The organism is Streptomyces sporangiiformans (assembly GCF_005768555.2).
Classification (GTDB): Bacteria; Actinomycetota; Actinomycetes; order Streptomycetales; family Streptomycetaceae; genus Streptomyces; species Streptomyces sporangiiformans.
On sequence record NZ_VCHX02000049.1, the window covers coordinates 1 to 19,362 of the forward strand.

A 19,362-nucleotide genomic window follows, 5' to 3' on the forward strand; every position below is an offset into this window, starting at 1 on the left:
GCCAGGATCAAACTCTCCGTGAATGTTTTCCCGTAATCGGGACAACACACACGAGAGCGGAACAGCCAGGCGGAATAAGCCCGACCGTTCACAGCGTCCTCGCTGTGTTTTCTTCAAAGGAACCTCGCCCTCCCAAAAGATCGGGAGAGACGGGGTATCAACATATCTGGCGTTGATTTTTGGCACGCTGTTGAGTTCTCAAGGAACGGACGCTTCCTTCGTACTCACCCTCGCAGGCTTTCCTCTGGGCGCTTCCCTTCGGTGTTTCTCAACTCTATCAGGGTTTTCNTGGGCGCTTCCCTTCGGTGTTTCTCAACTCTATCAGGGTTTTCCTGTCTCTCTGACCACGGTCCTGCGGGCACGCAGAACGGGTCCCGAGATAGGATCCGACAAGTTGGGTGCTGCCAGGCAAGGACGCTTGGTCGCGTCACCCCGCCTCAAGCAGGTGTACGACCCTACATGGAGGGGCGGAGCAGGCGCAAATCGTTTGTGCTGTGCTCTACGGTCGCCAACCGGGAACTCTCGCGCGGAACCGTCACTTTTCATGACTTACCCTGCTCAACGGTGTGCCGTCCGGGACAAGCACCGACGGCCCATATGAATCTCCACCCCTGGGAGGCTTCCCATGACCACCGTGACGTCCCCTCTTGCCGGACGCGCCATCGAACTCGCGGCCGTACCCGATCCGGTCTTCTCCGGAGCGATGGTCGGACCGGGCACCGCGATCGACCCCGTACGTGAGGCCTCGGAGGCCGTGTCCCCGGTCGACGGCGTTGTTGTCTCGCTCCACCCTCACGCCTTCGTCGTGGTCGACGAGGAGGGCCATGGCGTGCTCACCCACCTCGGGATCGACACTGTTCAGCTGAACGGCGAGGGCTTCGAGCTGCTCGTCAACAAGGGCGACACCGTGCAGCGCGGGCAGGCCGTGGTGCGTTGGAACCCGGTTGCCGTCGAAGCGGCCGGCAAGTCCCCGGTGTGTCCCATCGTGGCTCTCGAGGCCACGGCCGAGTCCCTCTCCGACCTGAACGTTGACGGCGACGTGAAGGCTGGCGACGCTCTCTTCAGCTGGCACTGAACCCAGTGCCGTCATGGATGACAGGCAGGACGACCATCGCGGTGGCGGGACCCGCCGCTCTATCGGAGACAGGTGACATGGAAACAACGCTGCGAGGCGTCGGCGTGAGCCACGGTGTGGCGATCGGCGAGGTTCGGCATATGGGAACGGCAGTGCTCGAGCCGCCTGCCAAACAGATTCCGGCGGAGGACGCGGAGCGCGAACAGGGGCGTGCTCGCAAGGCCGTGGAAGCTGTGGCGGCCGACCTGATGGCGCGCGGCAATCTGGCGGGCGGCGAGGCTCAGGCGGTGCTCGAGGCCCAGGCCATGATGGCTCAGGACCCGGAGCTCATCGCCGATGTCGAGCGGCGTATCGCGGTCGGGAGCACTGCGGAGCGCGCGGTGTACGACGCGTTCGCGGCGTACCGCGCCCTGCTTGCGGGGGCCGGTGAGTATCTGGCCGGTCGTGTGGCGGACCTCGACGACGTGCGGAACCGTATCGTCGCGCGTCTGCTCGGTGTTCCGATGCCGGGCGTTCCGGACAGCGATGAGCCCTACGTCCTTATTGCTCGTGACCTTGCGCCTGCCGACACCGCCTTGCTGGACCCCTCTCTGGTCCTTGGTTTCGTCACCGAAGAGGGAGGGCCGACCAGCCACAGCGCGATTCTGGCGCGTGCGCTCGGCGTTCCGGCCGTGGTCGCGCTGCCGGGAGCGGGTGAGCTTGCCGAAGGCACGGTGATCGCCGTGGACGGCAGCACCGGCGAGATCTTCGTGAACCCGAGTGCGGAGAAGAAGGCCGAGATGGAGGCCGCAGCCGCTGCGCGCAAGGCGGCGCTGGCCGCGTCGACCGGGCCCGGCGCCACCTCGGACGGGCACAAGGTCCCGCTGCTGGCCAATGTCGGTGGTCCCGCCGATGTGCCTGCGGCGGTCGAGGCCGGTGCCGAGGGTGTGGGTCTGTTCCGGACGGAGTTCCTTTTCCTCGACGACAGCAAGAACGCGCCGTCGGAGGACAAGCAGGTCGACGCGTATCGCCAGGTGCTCGAGGCCTTCCCCGAAGGTCGTGTCGTGGTGCGTGTGCTTGATGCGGGCGCCGACAAACCGCTCGACTTCCTGACGCCCGCCGACGAGCCGAACCCGGCGCTGGGTGTGCGTGGCCTGCGGACGCTGCTCGATCACCCGGAGGTGCTGCGCACGCAGTTGTCGGCGCTGGCGAAGGCTTCCGAGGGGCTGCCCGTCTACCTCGAGGTGATGGCGCCGATGGTCGCGGACCGTACCGACGCCAAGGCGTTCGCGGACGCGTGCCGTGAAGCCGGCCTTCAGGCGAAGTTCGGGGCCATGGTCGAGATACCGTCGGCCGCTCTGCGGGCACGGTCGATTCTGCAGGAGGTCGAGTTCCTGTCGCTGGGCACGAACGATCTCGCGCAGTACACCTTCGCCGCCGACCGTCAGGTGGGCGCGGTGTCCCGGCTCCAGGATCCGTGGCAGCCCGCGCTGCTCGACCTGGTCTCGCTGTCCGCCGAGGCGGCCAAGGCCGAGGGGAAGAGCTGTGGTGTGTGCGGCGAGGCCGCGTCGGACCCGCTGCTCGCGTGTGTGCTGACCGGTCTGGGCGTTACCTCCCTTTCTATGGGTGCGGCGTCGATTCCGTATGTCCGGGCGACGCTGGCCAAGTACACGCTGGCGCAGTGCGAGCGTGCCGCGGCGGCGGCGCGTGCGTCGGACAGTGCCGAGGACGCGCGCAACGCGGCTCAGGCGGTGCTGTCCGGCGAGTAGCCGGCCCGCGTCGTTGATCGGCTGTCGTCGAGGGGCGCTCCACCTCCGGGTGGGGCGCCCCTCGCGTGGTTCAGTGCGTGTGGCCCGTCGTACGGCCGTCGTCCCCCAGGTCGGGTGGTGCGCAGTAGTCGACGCCGGACTCCGGGGAGATCAAATCGCCGGATTCGATGTCGGTGCAGTAGGCGTCGAAGACCTCTCCGGCGGTCAGCGGTTCCAGGCCTTCTCCGCGCAGGCGCCAGCCGAAGACACGGTCGGTCGTGTCGGTGAGGCCGGTGCGCATGACGAGGCCTCCGGCGCTTCGGGTGGCGATGCCGACGGCCAGGACAGTGGTGAATTCGAGGGCGTCCGTCTTGTCGAGTCGGGGCGTGCCGTGGACGTCGTCGTCGGCCCGGAGGACGGCGACGAGGGGTTCCGGCGCGACGGAGACACTGCACACGAGGTGGCGCTCGCCGGGCCCTGTGGCGTCGATGATGCGGGCGAGCAGGTCGGAGGCGCGGGTGAAGGCCGCCCGGCCGATGTCCTCGCCGCAGGACGCGCAGTCGCCGAGGTGGGTCAGAAGTGTGGTCGCGTACTCCCAAGTGGCTTGTCGGACGGCCTCGTCGACGAGGCTCGGGACGAGGTCCGCGAGGGGCTGCCCCTCGTAGGGCACGGTGGCGGCCGTCGCGGCGAGCTCTGCCGTGTAGCGGGTGCGGCTGGACGCGGCGTCCGGGTCCAGGCCGGTGTCTGCGCAGAACTCCGCGTACTCCTCGGGATCGAAGAGTGCCACCGTGGTGTGGCCGCCCTCGGCCGCGCGTGTCCTGAGCAGGGCTTCCACCTGCTGGAGATAGCCGGCGTGGTCGTCGAAGGTGAACGTGCGGTAGCGCCGCATCGCGGTGAAGTCCTGCTCGTCGGTCAACAGGCCGATGGTGCCGGCGATTTCGCGGCGCAGGACGCGTCGCATGGTCTGGTGCTGGGTGTGCGCCATTTCTCCCCCTGCGTGCAGTCGATCAATGCTCACTCACCGTAATCGGCGGCACTGACAATGCCCGTAGAGCCGGAGCGCCGGCGCCACGTCGCTCGGCTGGAAGCCGTTGGAGCCTCGCGGGGTGGCGGCTGATCAGGCCCGTTCGCGGGCCAGGTTCTCGTAGAAGCGCAGCAGTTCGACGCTGTCCACGGAGCCGAGGTTGACGGCCTTCTCCAGCGGGGCGCCTTGGAGCAGGCGCTTGACCGGGACCTCGATGCGCTTGCCGGTCAGGGTGTGCGGGACGCCGGGCACCTCGATGACTTCGTCGGGGACGTGGCGTGGTGAGAGCTGTTCCCGGATGGTCTGCTTGATGCGGGCCCGGAGGGCGTCGTCGAGCACGGCGCCCGGGGCGAGGTGCACGAACAAGGGCATCCAGTAGCCGCCGTCGGGCTGTTCGATGCCGATGACGAGGGATTCGCGGATCTCCGGAAGGCGTTCGACGGCCTCGTAGATGTCGGCCGACCCCATGCGCACGCCCTGGCGGTTGAGCGTGGAGTCGGAGCGGCCGTGGATGACCACCGAGCCGCGTGAGGTGACGGTGATCCAGTCTCCGTGGCGCCAGACTCCGGGGTACATGTCGAAATAACTGTCGTGGTAGCGGCTGCCGTCGGGGTCGTTCCAGAAGTGGATGGGCATGGAGGGCATCGGGTTCGTGACGACCAGCTCGCCGACCTCGTCGGTCAGGGGTTTGCCGCTCGGGTCCCAGGACTGCAGGTCGGTGCCGAGACAGGGGGCCTGGAGTTCGCCGATGTACACCGGGAGTGTCGGTACGGCTCCCGCGAAGCAGGAGCACACGTCGGTGCCGCCGCTGACGGACGCGATCCACAGGTCGGCCCCGCTCGCCGCGAACTCGTCGTGCAGCCAGCGGAACCCGTCCGGCGGCAGGGGCGAGCCGGTGGTGGCGACGCACTGCACGCGGGAGAGGTCGAAGTCGCGGGAAGGATGCACGCCGGCCTTGCGGCAGGCCATGACGTACGCGGCGGAGGTGCCGAAGAGGGTGGCTCCCGTGCGTTCGGCGATGCGCCACTGGGCGCCCGTGTCCGGGTGACCGGGGCTGCCGTCGTACAGAACGATCGTCGTGCCGGTCAGCAGACCGGAGACGAGGAAGTTCCACATCATCCAGCCGGTGGACGTGTACCAGAAGAAGCGGTCCTCGGGCCCCAGATCGCAGTGCAGGCCGAGCTGCTTGAGATGCTCGACGAGGATGCCGCCCTGGGACTGGACGATGGCCTTGGGCAGGCCGGTCGTACCGGAGGAGTAGAGCACCCACAAGGGATGGTCGAAGGGGACCTCTTCGAAGACGGGCTCCGTGTCCGCGGAGGTCAGTGCGGACCACTCCAGGGCGCCTTCGGGCGCTTCGGTGCCCAGCAGAGGGATGTGAACCACCGCCCGCAGCGTGGGCAGTTCGCGGCGCAGCTCGGCAACGGTGTCGCGGCGGTCGTGCTCCTTTCCGCCGTAGCGGTAGCCGTCGACGGTGAACAGCACGACCGGTTCGACCTGCTGGAAGCGGTCGAGGACGCTGCGGGCGCCGAAGTCGGGCGCGCAGGACGTCCAGACGCCACCCACGGCCGCCGTGGCGAGGAGGGCGACGACGGCCTGCGGCACGTTCGGGAGGTAGCCGCTGACGCGGTCTCCGGGGCGTACGCCGAGGGTGCGCAGTTCGGCGGCCAGGGAGCCGACCTGACGGCGCAGCTCGGACCAGCTGACGGGGCGCGGTTCGTGGGTCTCGTCCACGTACAGGAGTGCGGGTGCGTCGGGTCGGGTCTCGGTCGCGCGCAGGGCGTGTTCGGCGTAGTTGAGCGTGGCCCCGGGGAACCACTTTGCGCCCGGCATCGAGCGGTCGCCGAGCACGCGCGCGTAGGGGGTGGGGAACCGTACGTCGAACCACTCCGTGACGGCCTTCCAGAAGGCGTCCAGCTCGTCCACGGACCAGCGGTGCAGGGCCGCGTATCCGCCCTCGGCGGGGGCGCCGTGGTGCTCGGCCGCCCAGGTCTGGAACCGGGTGATCTGCGCCTGGGCGATGCGTTCTGGGGCGGGCTGCCAGAGCGGCGAGTGGTTCGCTGAGGACATGGGGGCGGCTCCCGGACTGTGCGCGTCGTGTGCGTGTGTCGCGCACGGGCTGGGGTGTGCGCGTCACGCGGCTGACACGGACGATGCCATGTGATCGACTTCCGCACCAGAGTGCGCCACACGTCGGCCGGGTCGTGAAGATGTGGTCCTACTGCGGGTGAACGCTAGTTGAACGACTCACCCATACGAGGCGGTCAATGGCAGGCTGAGCAGCATGGACGGTCGTGACCTGGTGCGTTCGGTGAAGGCGGTTGGTTCGACGGGGGCGGCCCAGGGGTGGCGTACCGTGCGGGCGGCGTGGCGCAGGAGGCGTGCCGACGTCGCTGGGCTCACACCGCGAGGTGCCGAGCGCGCGCGTGTTCCCGGGCCTGTGCGGGACGTGGAACCGGGTCCGGGAGGCGGACTCATGCGATTCGCCCGATCGGAGCTGCGCATTGTCGTCACCGTGAGCGGAGCCGTCTTCTGGGGCTGGGACGGCGCCGGGCCCGAGCCGTCGTACGCGCTCGCGGGAAGCTCCCCCGAACCGGATCAGCGGGCTGTTCTGGAGCCGGACAAGGACGGTGCCTGGCGGGTGGTGGCGGAGCGTGTGACGGTCGTCGTCTCGCGGCACGGCGCGGTGGAGGTGTGTACGCCGGGCGGGGTGACGCTGCGCCACGATCTGCCGCCGCGGTGGTGGGAGCCGGTCGGCGGAGGCGCCGCTCGCTGGCTGCAGCGATCCGAAGTCTCCGCGGACGCACGCTTCTTCGGCCTGGGCGGGCGAGCCTCGGGGCCACGGCTGCGCGACGGCACGTACCGGCTGTGGAACACCGATCCGGGGCACGCCTTCGGTCCCGGCGACGACCCGCTGTACATCACCATGCCGGTCCAGATGGTGGTGGCGGACGCGGGCACGCATCTGATGTTCCACGACAGCACGTGGGACGGCAGGGTGACCTTGCGCGAGGGCGAGGAGGGGGCGGGGTCGGGTCACGACCGGGCCGGGACGAGCGAAGTGCGGATGGACGGCGGGCCGCTGCGCTGCTGGGTGATGGTGGGCACCCCCGCGCGCGTGCTGCACACCTGGGCGTCCCTCACCGGGGCGCCCGCGCTGCCGCCGGCCTGGGCGCTGGGACACCATCACGCGCGGTGGGGCTTCGGCAGCGACCAGGAGGTGCGGCGGATCGTCCTCGGCTATCACGAGCACGGGCTGCCGCTGGACGCGGTCCATCTCGACATCGACCACTACGACGAGCATCAGGTGTTCACGGTCGACGGGGAGCGCTTCCCGAAACTGCCGGTGATCGCCGAGGAATTGCGTCGGGACGGGATCCGGCTGGTGTCGATCGTGGATCCGGCGGTCAAGGCCGAGCCGGGAAACGCGGTGTACGACAGCGGCACCGTGGAGGACGCGTTCGTGCGGGACTCCAAGGGGAGGCTTGTGCGCGGTGTCGTCTGGCCGGGCGAGGCGGTGTATCCGGACTTCACGCGCGCGCGTGTGCGCCGTTGGTGGGGCGAGCTCTACGAGGAGCGGCTCGCGAAGGGGTTCGCCGGTTTCTGGCACGACATGAACGAGCCGGTGTCGTTCGCGGCCTTCGGGGAGTCCACGCTGCCCCGGTCGGCGCGGCACGACATGGAGGGACGTGGCGGCGACCACCGTGAGGCGCACAATGTGTACGCCCTCGGCATGGCACGGGCCGGCTACGAGGGGCTGCGTGAACTGACGCCGCTGGAGAGGCCGTTCATCTTCTCGCGCTCCGGCTGGGCAGGTATGCAGCGCTACGGGGGGACCTGGTCCGGCGACGTGGCCACGGGGTGGCCGGGGCTGCGGGCGTCGCTGTCGCTGGTGGTGGGGCTCGGGCTGTGCGGAGTGCCGTACTCGGGCCCGGATGTGGGCGGATTCGACGGCAGCCCGTCACCCGAGCTGTATCTGCGCTGGTTCCAACTGGGCGCCTATCTGCCGCTGTTCCGTACGCACGCGTCCCTGCGGGCCGGTCGCCGGGAGCCCTGGGAGTTCGGCGCCGAGGTCCTCGAGCACGCGCGCGTGGCCCTCGTCGAGCGCCGCCGGCTGTTGCCGTACTTCGTGACCCTGGCACAGCTGGCGCATCGTACGGGGGCGCCCTATGTGCGGCCGGTGTGGTGGGGCGCGCCCGAGGACAGGGCGCTGCGCGACTGCGAGGACGCCTTCTTGCTCGGCGAAGCGCTGCTGGTGGCACCGGTTCTGGACCCCGGCACGGGCCGGCGCGCCGTGCAACTGCCTCGGGGGCGCTGGTACGACACGGTGACCGAGCAGGCCTACGACGGGCCTGCCCAGGTGCTGCTCGACGCCCCCCTGTCCCGGATTCCGGTGCTGGCGCGGGCGGGCGCCGTCATACCCGTACGCGGCGACGACGGCGGCCTGGAGCTGGAGGTGTGGGCGCCCGCTCGCGGACGCGCCGGAGGCGGCCTCGTGGTGCCGGACTCGGCTGACGGGTGGGACGAGCCGGAGATCGAGCGGTATGTGACGCGTTGGAAGAAGAAGCGGGTCGTCGTCGAGCTCGACGGGCGGGACGGCCTGAGCGAGCCGTCCCGTCCCGTACGGGTCCGGGGGCTGGGGCGGCGATGACCCGCCGGTAAGGCCCCTCGGCCTCCCGGTATCTCTCAGATGTACCGGCCCTCGAAGAACGCGCGCGCCGCCGAGGTGTGCAGCGGGAAGGCGAGCTCGGCCGCCGTTCGGAGCAGGTGCCAGCCCTCGGTCTCGTCCGTCGTGGCGGAGGGCGGCAGGCCGGCGACAGGGCGTTCCGGGAGGAGGCCGAAGAGCAGGAGGTGGCCGTCGGGGGTGCTCATCGCGTCCGCGAGCCGTACGTCGCGGCTCGCGGCGTCGATGCCCGTTTCCTCCTTGAGCTCGCGGACGACGGCGTGCCGCCAGTCCTCCCGGTGGTCGATGAACCCTCCGGGCAGAGCCGTGCCCCCGCGCGCGGGGGTGATGGTTCGGGTGATGACGACCAGGGCGGTGCCCCTGGTGTCGTACACGGGCTGCAGGGCCACCGCGACCGGGAGTGGGTTGCGGTAGGCCACGCTGCGACAGGCGGCGCAGGTGCGGGGCCAGCCGGAGACGTCCTCTCCGTAGGGTGCTCCGCAGCTCGAACAGTGGGAGTCCGGCACGGAGTCGGAGGGCGGATTCTGGGATGGGGACACGCCGCGGACCTTATCCGATCACCACACGGGCATCTCCGGGGGCCGCCTCAGTGGGACGAGGTGAGGGACTTCTTGGACACCGGGAAGTCGAAGTAGGTGTCCGGGTAGAGCTCCGGCTTGTACGTGAAGTGCCACCACTCTTCGCGCAGGTTCACGAACCCGAGGTCTTCGAGGGTGTCCTTCAGCAGCAGCCGGTTGGCGCGCTGTTGCCCCTGGATGCGCGGGTCGAGGGTGTGCGACAGGGTGTCGAAGCAGTCGTAGCCGGTGCCCATGTCCACGGAGTTGTCGGGGAAGCGTTGGGTCTGGGGTGCGTAGCAGGGCACGAGGGTCTCCCCGGGGACGTACGGCCGGGTCGGCTTGGCCGGGAGCCGCACCAGCGTGAGGTCCAGGGTCGAGCCTCGGCTGTGGCCGGACTTCTCGGCGATGTAGCCGTCCTCGAACAGCCGGGTCTTGTCGACCCGCGGGTAGAACTCGCCCTTCATGGCCTCGTCGTTCAGGTCCTCGGCCCATCGGACGAAGTGGTCCACGGCGCGCTGCGGTCGGTAGCAGTCGTACACCTTGAGGGAGTAGCCCCGGCGCAGCAGCTTCACCTGAGCCTTGTGGAGTGCCTGTGCGGCGGGTTCGGTGAGGATGCACAGGGGCTGTTGGTAGCCGGCGATGCGGTCGCCCACGAAGTTGTGCGGGGTGAAGTACCGGATCTCCTGGATGATCGTCCGGTCTACGGTTCTCAGGGCCACGAAGCCCTCGGGCGCCTTGGGCCCGGGCTTCGCCCGGGCGGTGGCGGAGGCGGCGGTGACGGCGAGCAGGGCGGCGAGCGCGGTGACGAGGCCGCGTACCGCGATGGGGAGTCGTCTCATGCCTCTTGCGTCTATCAGGCGGGGTTCGGTGAAGGAAGCGGGCGAGCACCGTCCGCGGCCGATCAGGTGAGAGACGGCCGGAACCACCCCCGTGGGCCCCGGCCGCCCCTACCGATACTCCGGACGCTCAGGAGGACCTGAGCGGTTCTCGTGACGTACTGCCCAATCGAACCGGCCCGTGGCAAACTTCTGACGTTCCGTCAGATCCAGTGCGAGGGAGGGACCTTGTCACGCACCCGCACACCCGTGGTCACCGGCTGGTTCACCGGCGAGCAAGACGCCTTCCGGCTGCTCGGCACGCGCTGCTCGGCCTGCGCGACGGTGTTCTTCCCCCGTGAGGACGCCTTCTGCCGCAATCCGGGTTGCCCGGGCGGCGAGCTGGCCGAAGTCCCGCTGTCCCGGCGGGGCCGCGTCTGGTCGTACACCGACAGCCGGTACCGGCCACCGTCACCGTACGTGTCCGACCCGGAACTCGAATGGCAGCCGTACACGTTGATCGCTGTGGAGCTGGAATCCGAGCGGATCGTGGTGCTCGGGCAGACGGTTCCCGGGGTCACCGTGGCCGATCTGACGGTGGGCATGGAGGTGGAGGTCGTCCCGGGCGTGCTGAACGAGGACGCGGAGACGACCTGGACGACGTGGCACTGGCGGCCGACGGGGGTGACGGCGTGACAGGAGAGGTGGCCGTGCTCGGCGCGGGCATGCATCCCTGGGGCAAGTGGGGGCGCGGTTTCGTCGAGTACGGGACGGTGGCGGCGCGCGCGGCGCTGGCCGACGCCGGGGTGGACTGGCGGGACGTCGGTTCGATCGTCGGCGCGGACACGGTCCGTGGCGGCTATCCGGGGTACGTGGCGGGGGCGACGTTCGCGAAGGCGCTGGGCTGGCAGGGAGCGCGGGTGGCCAGTGTGTACGCGGCGTGCGCGTCGGGGGCCCAGGCCGTCAGCACCGCACGGGCGCAGATTCTTTCCGGTATCGCGGACGTGGTCCTCGTGGTGGGTGCGGACGCGGCTCCCAAGGGGTTCTTCCGGCCGGCCGGCGGTGACCGGGCAGACGATCCGGACTGGCTGCGGTTCCGCGTCCTGGGGGCGACGAATCCGGCGTACTTCGGGCTGTACGCGCGGCGGCGGATGGCCGTGCACGGGGACACGGTGGAGGACTTCGCCCAGGTCAAGGTGAAGAACGCCGCCTTGGGGGCGCTCAATCCGAACGCGCGGTACCGCAAGCGGGTCACCGCCGAGGAAGTCGCCGCCTCGGCGGTGGTCGCCGACCCGCTGCGGCTGCTCGACATCTGCGCGACCTCGGACGGCGCGGCGGCGCTCGTGCTGTCCAGCATGGAGTTCGCGCGGCGCCATGGGGCCGGGAATCCGGTGCGGATCCGCGCGGTGTCCACGGTGACACCGCGTTTCCCCAACACGGTCCTCGATCTGCCGGACATCGCGACGGACTCCGCGGTCGCGGTGGAGCCGGCGGCCGAGACGTTCCGCGCCTCGATCGCCCGGGCTGCGTACGAGGAGGCGGGCATCGGCCCCGAGGACCTCTCGCTCGCCGAGGTCTACGACCTGTCCACGGCCCTGGAGTTGCAGTGGTACGAGGATCTGGCACTGTGCGGCGAGGGCGAGGCGGCCAAGCTCCTGCGCGAGGGGGCGACGGGTCCGGGCGGGCGCATACCCGTGAACGTCAGCGGCGGACTCGCTTCCTTCGGAGAGGCCGTTCCGGCCCAGGCCATCGCCCAAGTCTGCGAGCTCACCTGGCAGTTGCGCGGTACGGCGGGCGACCGGCAGGTGACGGGCGCGCGGGTGGGGATCACCGCGAACCAGGGGTTGTTCGGGCACGGGTCGTCCGTGGTAGCGGTCCGGTGACGCCCGTGCGTCCCGCACCGTGGCAGCCGTGGAGGGCTTCCGTACGGTCCTGAACCGTTTCGGCACGCGACCTTGACGGCCCTTCACCCCCGGTGAACACTTCCGGATGTCAGTCGGCCTCGCCGCATTCCGGCGTATTCAGGCACTGCGCCGCGCGGGCCTCGCCTGCGCCAACGGGCCGTTCCCACGGGCGAGTCGGCTGCGACGCACGCTCGTCACGGACGCCGGGCGGGGCACGGGACCTCCTGCCTTCGGCTGAAGTAGCCATGGGAAACGCACCTGCACGGTGGCCCGGGGCGGACCGCCCCGGGCGAGGGCCTAGGAGCCGCCATGAGCAATGGAGACATATTCGTCGGTGAGGTCATCGGCACAGCGATCCTGATTCTCTTCGGCGCCGGGGTGGTCGCCGCCGTCGTACTCAACTACTCCAAGGCGAAGGACGCCGGCTGGGTCGTCATCGCGTTCGGCTGGGGCTTCGGTGTGATGGCCGGGGCGTACACCGCGGCGCCGCTGTCCGGCGGACACCTCAACCCGGCGGTGACCATCGGTATCGCCATCGACACCGGGGACTGGGACAAGGTCCCCATCTACATAGCCGGGCAGATGGTCGGCGCCGCTCTCGGCGCGGTCCTGTGCTGGCTGGTCTACCTCGCACAGTTCCAGGCCAACGCCGAGGAGGACAAGGCGCTCCCCACGCTCGGGATCTTCTCCACCTCGCCCACGATCCGCAATCCCGTGGCGAACCTCATCACCGAGATCATCGCCACCGTCGCTCTGGTGCTGCCGATCCTCGCCTTCGGTCTCACCAAGGGCCTCGGCGAGTCCGGCACCGCGATTCTGATCGTTTCCTTCCTCGTCGTGGGCATCGGTCTGTCGCTCGGCGGTCCCACGGGATACGCCATCAACCCGGCCCGCGACCTGGGCCCACGCATCGTCCACGCCCTGCTCCCGATCCCCAACAAGGGCACCTCGGACTGGGGTTACGCCTGGATCCCGGTGGTGGGACCGCTGATCGGCGGTGCGCTGTCCGGGCTCATCTTCAACGCAGCCTTCTGAAGGATCCGACGAAGGGGACGTCATGACGGACAACGCCCAGAAATACGTCGCCGCAATCGACCAAGGAACCACCTCGAGCCGCTGCATCATCTTCAATCAGGACGGTGCGATCGTCGCCGTCGACCAGCGGGAGCACCGCCAGATCTTTCCCAAGCCGGGCTGGGTGGAGCACGACGCCACCGAGATCTGGTCGAAGGTGCAGGCCGTGGTCGCGGGGGCGATCGCGAAAGCCGGGCTCCGCGCCGACCAGGTCAGCGCGCTGGGGATCACCAATCAGCGGGAGACGACCGTCCTGTGGGACCGCGCCACCGGCAAGCCCGTGCACAACGCGATCGTCTGGCAGGACACCCGTACTTCCGCGCTCTGCAACCAACTCGGCGGCTCGGACGGGCAGGACCGTTTCCGTGAGCAGACCGGCCTGCCGCTGGCGAGCTACTTCTCCGGTCCGAAGGCGGCCTGGCTGCTGGACAACGTGCCCGGGCTGCGGGCCCGCGCCGAGCGCGGCGAGATCGCCTTCGGCACGATCGACTCCTGGCTGATCTGGAACCTCACCGGCGGCACGGACGGCGGTCAGCACATCACCGATGTGACCAACGCCGGGCGCACCATGCTGATGAACCTCGAGACCCTCCAGTGGGACGCCTCGATCCTCGCCGCGATGAACGTTCCCGAAGCGGTCCTACCGGAGATCAAGTCCTCGTCCGAGGTGTACGGGACCGCCGTGGGGCAGCTCGCCGGCGTGCCGGTCGCCTCCGCACTCGGCGACCAGCACGCGGCGGTGTTCGGTCAGGCCTGCTACGACGTGGGCTCGGCCAAGAACACCTACGGCACGGGCAGCTTCCTGCTGCTCAACACCGGGAATCGGCCCGTCGCTTCGAAGAGCGGGCTGCTCACCACCATGGGCTACAAGATCGGCTCCGAGGCGCCCGTGTACTGCCTCGAAGGGTCGATCGCGATTACGGGCGCCTTGGTGCAGTGGTTCCGTGACCAGCTCGGCATCATCCGTACGGCCGACGAGATCGAGACGCTGGCGGCGACCGTGGAGGACAACGGCGGCGCGTACATCGTGCCGGCCTTCTCGGGGCTGTTCGCGCCCTACTGGCGCTCCGACGCGCGCGGTGTCGTCACCGGTCTCACGCGGTACGTCACAAAGGCCCACCTCGCCCGTGCGGTACTGGAGGCGACGAGCTGGCAGACGCGTGAGGTCGTGGACGCCATGTTCCAGGACTCCGGGGTGCGGATCACGACCCTGAAGGTGGACGGCGGCATGACCAAGAACAACCTCCTGATGCAGCACCAGGCGGATGTGCTCGATGTGCCGGTGATCCGTCCGAAGGTCTCCGAGACGACCTGTCTGGGCGCCGCGTACGCGGCCGGCCTCGCGACCGGCGTGTGGAACGATCTCGACGAGCTGAAGTCGCACTGGCAGAAGGACGTCGAGTGGACGCCGTCCATGGAGGCGTCGGTTCGCGACCGTGAGTACCACAACTGGCACAAGGCGGTGGAGAAGAGCCTCGGCTGGCAGGAGGACGGCGCGTAGCGCTCCGCGGGAAAGTGCTCTCGTAAGCTGCGGCTCGGGACCACGGCCCGTACCCCGATCGGCGGGGGTGCGGGCCGTACGCGTGCCGGGCGGGGGCTGCCGGGCGTTTCAGGTGGTGACCGTCTGGCGGCGGGCGGTCGCGTAGGCCATGGCGTGCTTGACGACGCCGATGAGGACTTCCTTGACGGACTCCCGTTCGCGCGCGTCACACAGCATGAGGGGCACTTCGGGGTCGAGGTCGAGGGCCTGACGGACGTCTTCGACGGGGTAACGGGCGGCGTCCTCGAAGCAGTTGACGCCCACCACGAAGGGTATGGAGCGCCGCTCGAAGTAGTCGACCGCGGGGAAGCAGTCCTCCAGGCGGCGGGTGTCGGCGAGTACGACGGCGCCCAGGGCGCCGGTGGCGAGCTCGTCCCACAGGAACCAGAAGCGGTCCTGACCGGGCGTGCCGAAAACGTACAGAACAAGGTCCTCGCGAAGGGTGATACGGCCGAAGTCCATGGCGACGGTGGTGGTGTGCTTGCCCTCCACGCCGCTGGTGTCGTCGACGGGGCGGCCCGCCTCGGTGAGCCGTTCCTCGGTGCGCAGTGGCTTGATCTCACTGACCGCGCCCACCAGCGTCGTCTTGCCCACGCCGAAGCCGCCCGCCACGAGGATCTTGAGCGTGACGGGCTCGACGGGGGCCTTGCCGCGTTCAGAACGCCCGAAGATCATCGGTTTTTTCTCCTGCTTCAGTTGCTTCATTGGTGTCGTGCGGTGGTGGACCGTATCCACCGCCGCCGGGGGTTTCGATGACCAGAACGTCGCCGGGGCCGACGTCCGCGGCGTCGCTTCCGCCGAGTTCGGTGACCGTGCCGTCCGCGCGCTCCACTCGGTTGGCGCCCAGTGCCCCGGGTTCGCCGCCCGCCATGCCGTAGGGCGGGACCCTGCGGTGCTGGGAGAGCGTGGAGACGGTCATGGGCTCGTGGAACCGGATGCGGCGAACGGCGCCGTCCCCGCCGCGCCACCGTCCCGCGCCGCCGCTGCCGCGTCGTACGGCGAACTCGTCGAGCCGGACGGGCAGTCGCCACTCCAGGACCTCGGGGTCCGTGAGTCGCGAGTTGGTCATATGGGTCTGGACGACGGAGGCGCCGGGGAAACCGTCGCCCGCCCCGGATCCTGAGGCCACGGTCTCGTAGTACTGGTACCGCTCGTTGCCGAAGGTGACGTTGTTCATGGTGCCGGAGCCCTCGGCCTGCACTCCGAGGGCTCCGTAGAGGGCACCGGTGATCGCCTGGGAGGTCTCGACGTTGCCGGCGACGACGGCGGCCGGGGGCTCGGGGGCGAGCATCGAGCCGGACGGCACGACGATGTCGAGGGGGCGCAGACAGCCGTCGTTGAGCGGGATCTCGTCGGCGACCAAGGTGCGGAAGACATACAGGACGGCGGCGTTGACGACCGAGAAGGGTGCGTTGAAGTTGGTGTCGAGCTGCGGCGACGTACCGGTGAAGTCGATGACGGCGGACCGTTTGTCGCGGTCCACGCGGACGCGGACGCGGACGATCGCGCCGGAGTCGGTCTCGTAGCTGAACTCGCCGTCTTCGAGGGCGTCGATGACGCGGCGTACGGCTTCCTCGGCATTGTCCTGGACGTGCTTCATGTACGCCTGGACGACGTCGAGGCCGAAGTTCTCGATCATGCGGGCGACCTCGTCGACGCCTTTCTGGTTGGCGGCGATCTGGGCGCGCAGGTCGGCGAGGTTGGTCTTCGGGTTGCGCGAGGGGTAGGGCGCCTCCGTCAGGAGCCGTAGTGTCTCCGCCTCGCGCAGGCGGCCGCCCTCCACGAGCAGCCAGTTGTCGAAGAGGATGCCCTCCTCCTCGATGGCACGGCTGTTGGCGGGCATGGAGCCGGGGGCGATGCCGCCGATCTCGGCGTGGTGGCCGCGTGAGGCCACGTAGAAGAGGATCCGGTCACCGTCCGTGTCGAAGACCGGGGTGATCACGGTGACATCGGGGAGGTGTGTGCCGCCGTGGTACGGGTCGTTGACCGCGTACGCGTCCCCGGGGCGCATCCCGGATCCGCGGCGGCGGATGACCTCCTTGACGCTGGTGCCCATCGACCCCAAGTGCACAGGGATGTGCGGGGCGTTGGCGACCAGGTTGCCTCCGGGGTCGAAGAGCGCGCAGGAGAAGTCCAGGCGCTCCTTGATGTTGACCGACTGGGCGGTGGACTCCAGGCGGGCGCCCATCTGCTCGGCGATGGACATGAAGAGGTTGTTGAAGACCTCAAGGAGGACGGGGTCGGCTTCCGTGCCCAGATCGGAACTCTCCGTGACCGCCACGCGTTCCATGATCAGATGCCCGTCGTCGGTCATGGCCGCCTGCCAGCCGTCGTCGACGACGGTGGTCGCACTGGCCTCGGTGATGATCGCGGGGCCGGTGACGGTTTCCCCGCGGGGCAGCTCCTCGCGGCGGTGCAGGCGTACGTCACGCCAGGCACCACCTGTGTGGAGGCTGACCGTCTCCGGGGCGCCGGGGGTGGTGTCGGGGGTGGCGAGGGCGGAGAGATCGGGGGGTTCGGTGAGACCGGTGGCTTCCACGGAGAGGGCTTCGACGACGACCGGACGGTCGAGGGTGAAGGAGTAGGTGGCGCGATGGCGGTCTTCGAAGGTGCGGGTCATGGTGTCGGGCTCGGTCAGCTCGACGACGAGTGCCGTGTCCGTGCCGTCATAGCGCAGCTGGGCCCGGCGGGTGACCTGGATGCGCTCCTCGGGGACGCTCTCGGAGAGGAGTTCGGCGCGGGCCGCGCCCTCCAGGTCGTCCGCGGTCTTCAGGACAGCGGCCATCGAGGACGCCTTCAGGGGCGCCTCGACGGACTGCTCACGCATGGCCGTCGTGTCGGCGAGTCCGATGCCGAGCGCGGAGAGCACACCGGCCATGGGCGGTACGAGGACCGTGCGGATACCGAGCGAGTCGGCGACCATGCACGCGTGCTGCCCTCCCGCGCCGCCGAACGTGGTCAGGGCGTACCGGGTGACGTCGTGCCCCTTCTGCACGGAGATGCGCTTCACGGCGTTGGCGATGTTGGCCACGGCGATCTGGAGGTAGCCCTCGGCGACCTGCTCGGGCGTACGGTCGTCGCCGGTCCTGTCGCGGATCTCGCGTGCGAGGGCGGCGAAGCGGTCGCGGACGAGGGCGTCGTCGAGAGGTTGATCGCCGTCCGGACCGAACACCCTGGGGAAGTGGGCGGGTTGGATGCGGCCCAGGGCGACATTGGCGTCGGTGACGGTGAGCGGGCCGCCATTCCGGTAGCAGGCGGGCCCGGGGTCCGCGCCCGCCGAGTCCGGCCCTACGCGGTAGCGGGAGCCGTCGAAGTGGAGCACGGAGCCGCCGCCCGCGGCCACCGTGTGGATGTCCAGCATGGGTGCGCGCAGCCGCACCCCGGCGATCTGCGTGGTGAAGACACGTTCGTACTCGCCCGCGAAGTGGGAGACGTCCGTGGACGTGCCGCCCATGTCGAAGCCGATGACGCGGTCGAAGCCCGCGAGCTGCGACATGCGCGCCATGCCGACGATGCCCCCCGCGGGCCCGGACAGGATGGCGTCCTTGCCACGGAACTGCCCGGCCTCGGCGAGTCCACCGTTGGACTGCATGAACATCAGCCGCACGCCCTGGAGTTCGTCCGCGACATGCTGGACATAGCGCCGCAGCACTGGCGACAGATAGGCGTCGACAACGGCCGTGTCACCGCGCGGGACGAGCTTCATCAGCGGGCTGACCTCACTGGAGAGCGAGATCTGCGGGAAGCCGGTGCGGCGGGCCAGGTCACCGATGGCCTGCTCATGGGCGGGATGCAGGTGGCTGTGCATGCAGACGACGGCGACGGCGCGGATCCCGGCGTCGTACGCCTCCTGGAGGGCCCCGGCGAGAGCGTCGAGGTCGGGGGCGCGCAGGACGGTGCCGTCGGCGGCGATGCGCTCGTCGACCTCGACGACCCGCTCGTAGAGCAACTCGGGCAAATCGATCTCTCGGGCGAAGATCCGTGGACGATTCTGATAGGCGATGCGCAGCGCGTCGCGAAAGCCGCGGGTGACGACGAGAAGCGTGCGTTCGCCCGTGCGCTCCAGGAGGGCGTTGGTCGCGACGGTGGTGCCCATACGGACGGATTCCACCGGCAGGCCGCTGTCTTGTCCGGGCAGGGCCTCGCCGGCTTCCGTGAGGAGTTCGCGGATGCCCGCCACGGCGGCGTCGGCGTACCTGGCCGGGTTGTCCGAGAGGAGTTTGCGGGTGAGCAGCAGGCCGTCGGGCCGCTGCGCGACGACGTCGGTGAAGGTGCCGCCGCGGTCGACCCAGAACTGCCAGCCCGTCACGTCTGTCTCCCCGATGTCGCGCTGCTCCGACGTTCCAGCCGGAGGTGCCGGTCGACGATCGGTCAGATCATAACGGGGGCGGCCCCCTCGGCGGCCGATCAAGGCGGCCGCCGCTTCTCGGCGCAGTCTCGGACCCCGGCCAGGGCGCCCAGAACGGGCGGTACTGCCCGGCACGGGGTTACGACCAGGCAGTACGGCATACGTGACCGCGGAGCGTGTCGGGGGGCCATCGTCCGGCTCGGCCAGCCGGTCACAGGGCCCGGAGGCCGTTGATCACGTCGCGCAGAATGCTTTCGTCCGGCAGTTCGGCCGGGGGCACCGGACGCTTCACATGGACCATCTCCTCATCCACGAGATCGCCTATGAGAACACGTACCACCCCAATGGGGAGGTTGAGTTCGGCGGCGAGTTCGGCGACCGACTGGGGGGCATCGCGGCAGAGTTCGACGATGTCCACGTGCTCCGGGGACAGCGTGTTGTCCGCGTCCGAGTCGTCGGTGTACGGCTCCGTCACGACAACCGCGATCAGGTCGAGGCGGTGCTGGGCCGCGCTGGTGGTGCGGCCGCGCGTCATGGCATACGGACGGACCACCGGTCCGGCCTCGTCGTCGAACCAGTGGGACATCCCCTGACCGTCTCCGCTCATGCCATCC

The 19,362-nt window shown here is 69.6% G+C and carries 14 protein-coding genes; 7 read left to right on the plus strand and 7 right to left on the minus strand.

Annotated elements, in window-relative coordinates; all coding sequences use genetic code 11:
* Positions 1 to 625: 625 nt before the first annotated feature.
* Together FGD71_RS04535 and ptsP are read left to right on the plus strand one after the other, a co-directional pair.
* A complete protein-coding gene (locus tag FGD71_RS04535; RefSeq protein WP_119099073.1) occupies positions 626 to 1,075 on the plus strand; it encodes a PTS sugar transporter subunit IIA in 450 nt (149 codons plus the stop codon).
* Positions 1,076 to 1,152: 77 nt separating this feature from the next.
* Positions 1,153 to 2,823: a phosphoenolpyruvate--protein phosphotransferase gene (gene ptsP, locus FGD71_RS04540; protein ID WP_119099074.1), complete on the plus strand. Its 1,671-nt coding sequence runs from the start codon at positions 1,153 to 1,155 to the stop codon at positions 2,821 to 2,823.
* Positions 2,824 to 2,893: 70 nt separating this feature from the next.
* On the opposite strand, the gene FGD71_RS04545 is transcribed toward ptsP, so the two are convergent.
* Positions 2,894 to 3,787 carry a hypothetical protein gene (locus FGD71_RS04545; RefSeq protein WP_119099075.1) on the minus strand — a complete coding sequence of 298 codons (894 nt, stop codon included), beginning with the start codon at positions 3,785 to 3,787 and terminating at the stop codon, positions 2,894 to 2,896.
* Positions 3,788 to 3,919: 132 nt separating this feature from the next.
* On the minus strand, positions 3,920 to 5,896 hold the full coding sequence (locus FGD71_RS04550; protein ID WP_119099076.1) for an acetoacetate--CoA ligase: 1,977 nt from the start codon (positions 5,894 to 5,896) through the stop codon (positions 3,920 to 3,922).
* Between the two features lie 214 nt (positions 5,897 to 6,110).
* Here FGD71_RS04550 and FGD71_RS04555 point away from each other — a divergent pair, with 214 nt between their 5' ends.
* The gene (locus tag FGD71_RS04555) at positions 6,111 to 8,477 is read left to right on the plus strand and encodes a glycoside hydrolase family 31 protein (protein ID WP_119099077.1); all 2,367 of its coding nucleotides are present in this window, start codon (positions 6,111 to 6,113) and stop codon (positions 8,475 to 8,477) included.
* A 35-nt stretch (positions 8,478 to 8,512) separates the two neighbouring features.
* Here the strand turns inward: FGD71_RS04555 and FGD71_RS04560 are convergent, their stop codons facing one another.
* Both FGD71_RS04560 and FGD71_RS04565 read right to left on the minus strand, forming a co-directional pair.
* Entirely contained in the window at positions 8,513 to 9,049 is a 537-nt protein-coding gene (locus tag FGD71_RS04560; RefSeq protein WP_119099078.1) for an NUDIX domain-containing protein, read from the minus strand.
* Positions 9,050 to 9,096: 47 nt separating this feature from the next.
* Positions 9,097 to 9,906, minus strand: coding sequence for a M15 family metallopeptidase (locus FGD71_RS04565; RefSeq protein ID WP_119099079.1), 810 nt, complete (start codon positions 9,904 to 9,906; stop codon positions 9,097 to 9,099).
* 246 nt (positions 9,907 to 10,152) lie between these two features.
* On the opposite strand from FGD71_RS04565, the gene FGD71_RS04570 reads away from it, so the two are divergent.
* The 4 genes from FGD71_RS04570 to glpK all read left to right on the plus strand — a co-directional run bounded on the left by FGD71_RS04570 (position 10,153) and on the right by glpK (position 14,361).
* The gene (locus FGD71_RS04570) at positions 10,153 to 10,578 is read left to right on the plus strand and encodes a Zn-ribbon domain-containing OB-fold protein (protein ID WP_119099107.1); all 426 of its coding nucleotides are present in this window, start codon (positions 10,153 to 10,155) and stop codon (positions 10,576 to 10,578) included.
* The gene (locus FGD71_RS04575) at positions 10,575 to 11,765 is read left to right on the plus strand and encodes a lipid-transfer protein (protein WP_119099106.1); all 1,191 of its coding nucleotides are present in this window, start codon (positions 10,575 to 10,577) and stop codon (positions 11,763 to 11,765) included. The genes FGD71_RS04570 and FGD71_RS04575 overlap by 4 nt, the downstream gene beginning before the upstream one ends.
* A gap of 330 nt (positions 11,766 to 12,095) precedes the next feature.
* On the plus strand, positions 12,096 to 12,821 hold the full coding sequence (locus FGD71_RS04580) for an MIP/aquaporin family protein (protein WP_119099080.1): 726 nt from the start codon (positions 12,096 to 12,098) through the stop codon (positions 12,819 to 12,821).
* A gap of 22 nt (positions 12,822 to 12,843) precedes the next feature.
* Positions 12,844 to 14,361, plus strand: a complete 1,518-nt coding sequence (gene glpK / locus FGD71_RS04585; RefSeq protein ID WP_119099081.1) for a glycerol kinase GlpK — start codon at positions 12,844 to 12,846, stop codon at positions 14,359 to 14,361.
* A 108-nt stretch (positions 14,362 to 14,469) separates the two neighbouring features.
* On the opposite strand, the gene FGD71_RS04590 is transcribed toward glpK, so the two are convergent.
* The 3 genes from FGD71_RS04590 to FGD71_RS04600 all read right to left on the minus strand — a co-directional run bounded on the left by FGD71_RS04590 (position 14,470) and on the right by FGD71_RS04600 (position 19,355).
* Positions 14,470 to 15,075 (minus strand): GTP-binding protein, encoded by a 606-nt coding sequence (locus FGD71_RS04590; protein WP_119099082.1) that lies wholly within the window; start codon positions 15,073 to 15,075, stop codon positions 14,470 to 14,472.
* Positions 15,056 to 18,709 carry a hydantoinase B/oxoprolinase family protein gene (locus FGD71_RS04595; protein ID WP_119099083.1) on the minus strand — a complete coding sequence of 1,218 codons (3,654 nt, stop codon included), beginning with the start codon at positions 18,707 to 18,709 and terminating at the stop codon, positions 15,056 to 15,058. The genes FGD71_RS04590 and FGD71_RS04595 overlap by 20 nt, the downstream gene beginning before the upstream one ends.
* Positions 18,710 to 18,959: 250 nt before the next feature.
* Entirely contained in the window at positions 18,960 to 19,355 is a 396-nt protein-coding gene (locus FGD71_RS04600; protein WP_119099084.1) for a DUF742 domain-containing protein, read from the minus strand.
* Positions 19,356 to 19,362: the final 7 nt, after the last annotated feature.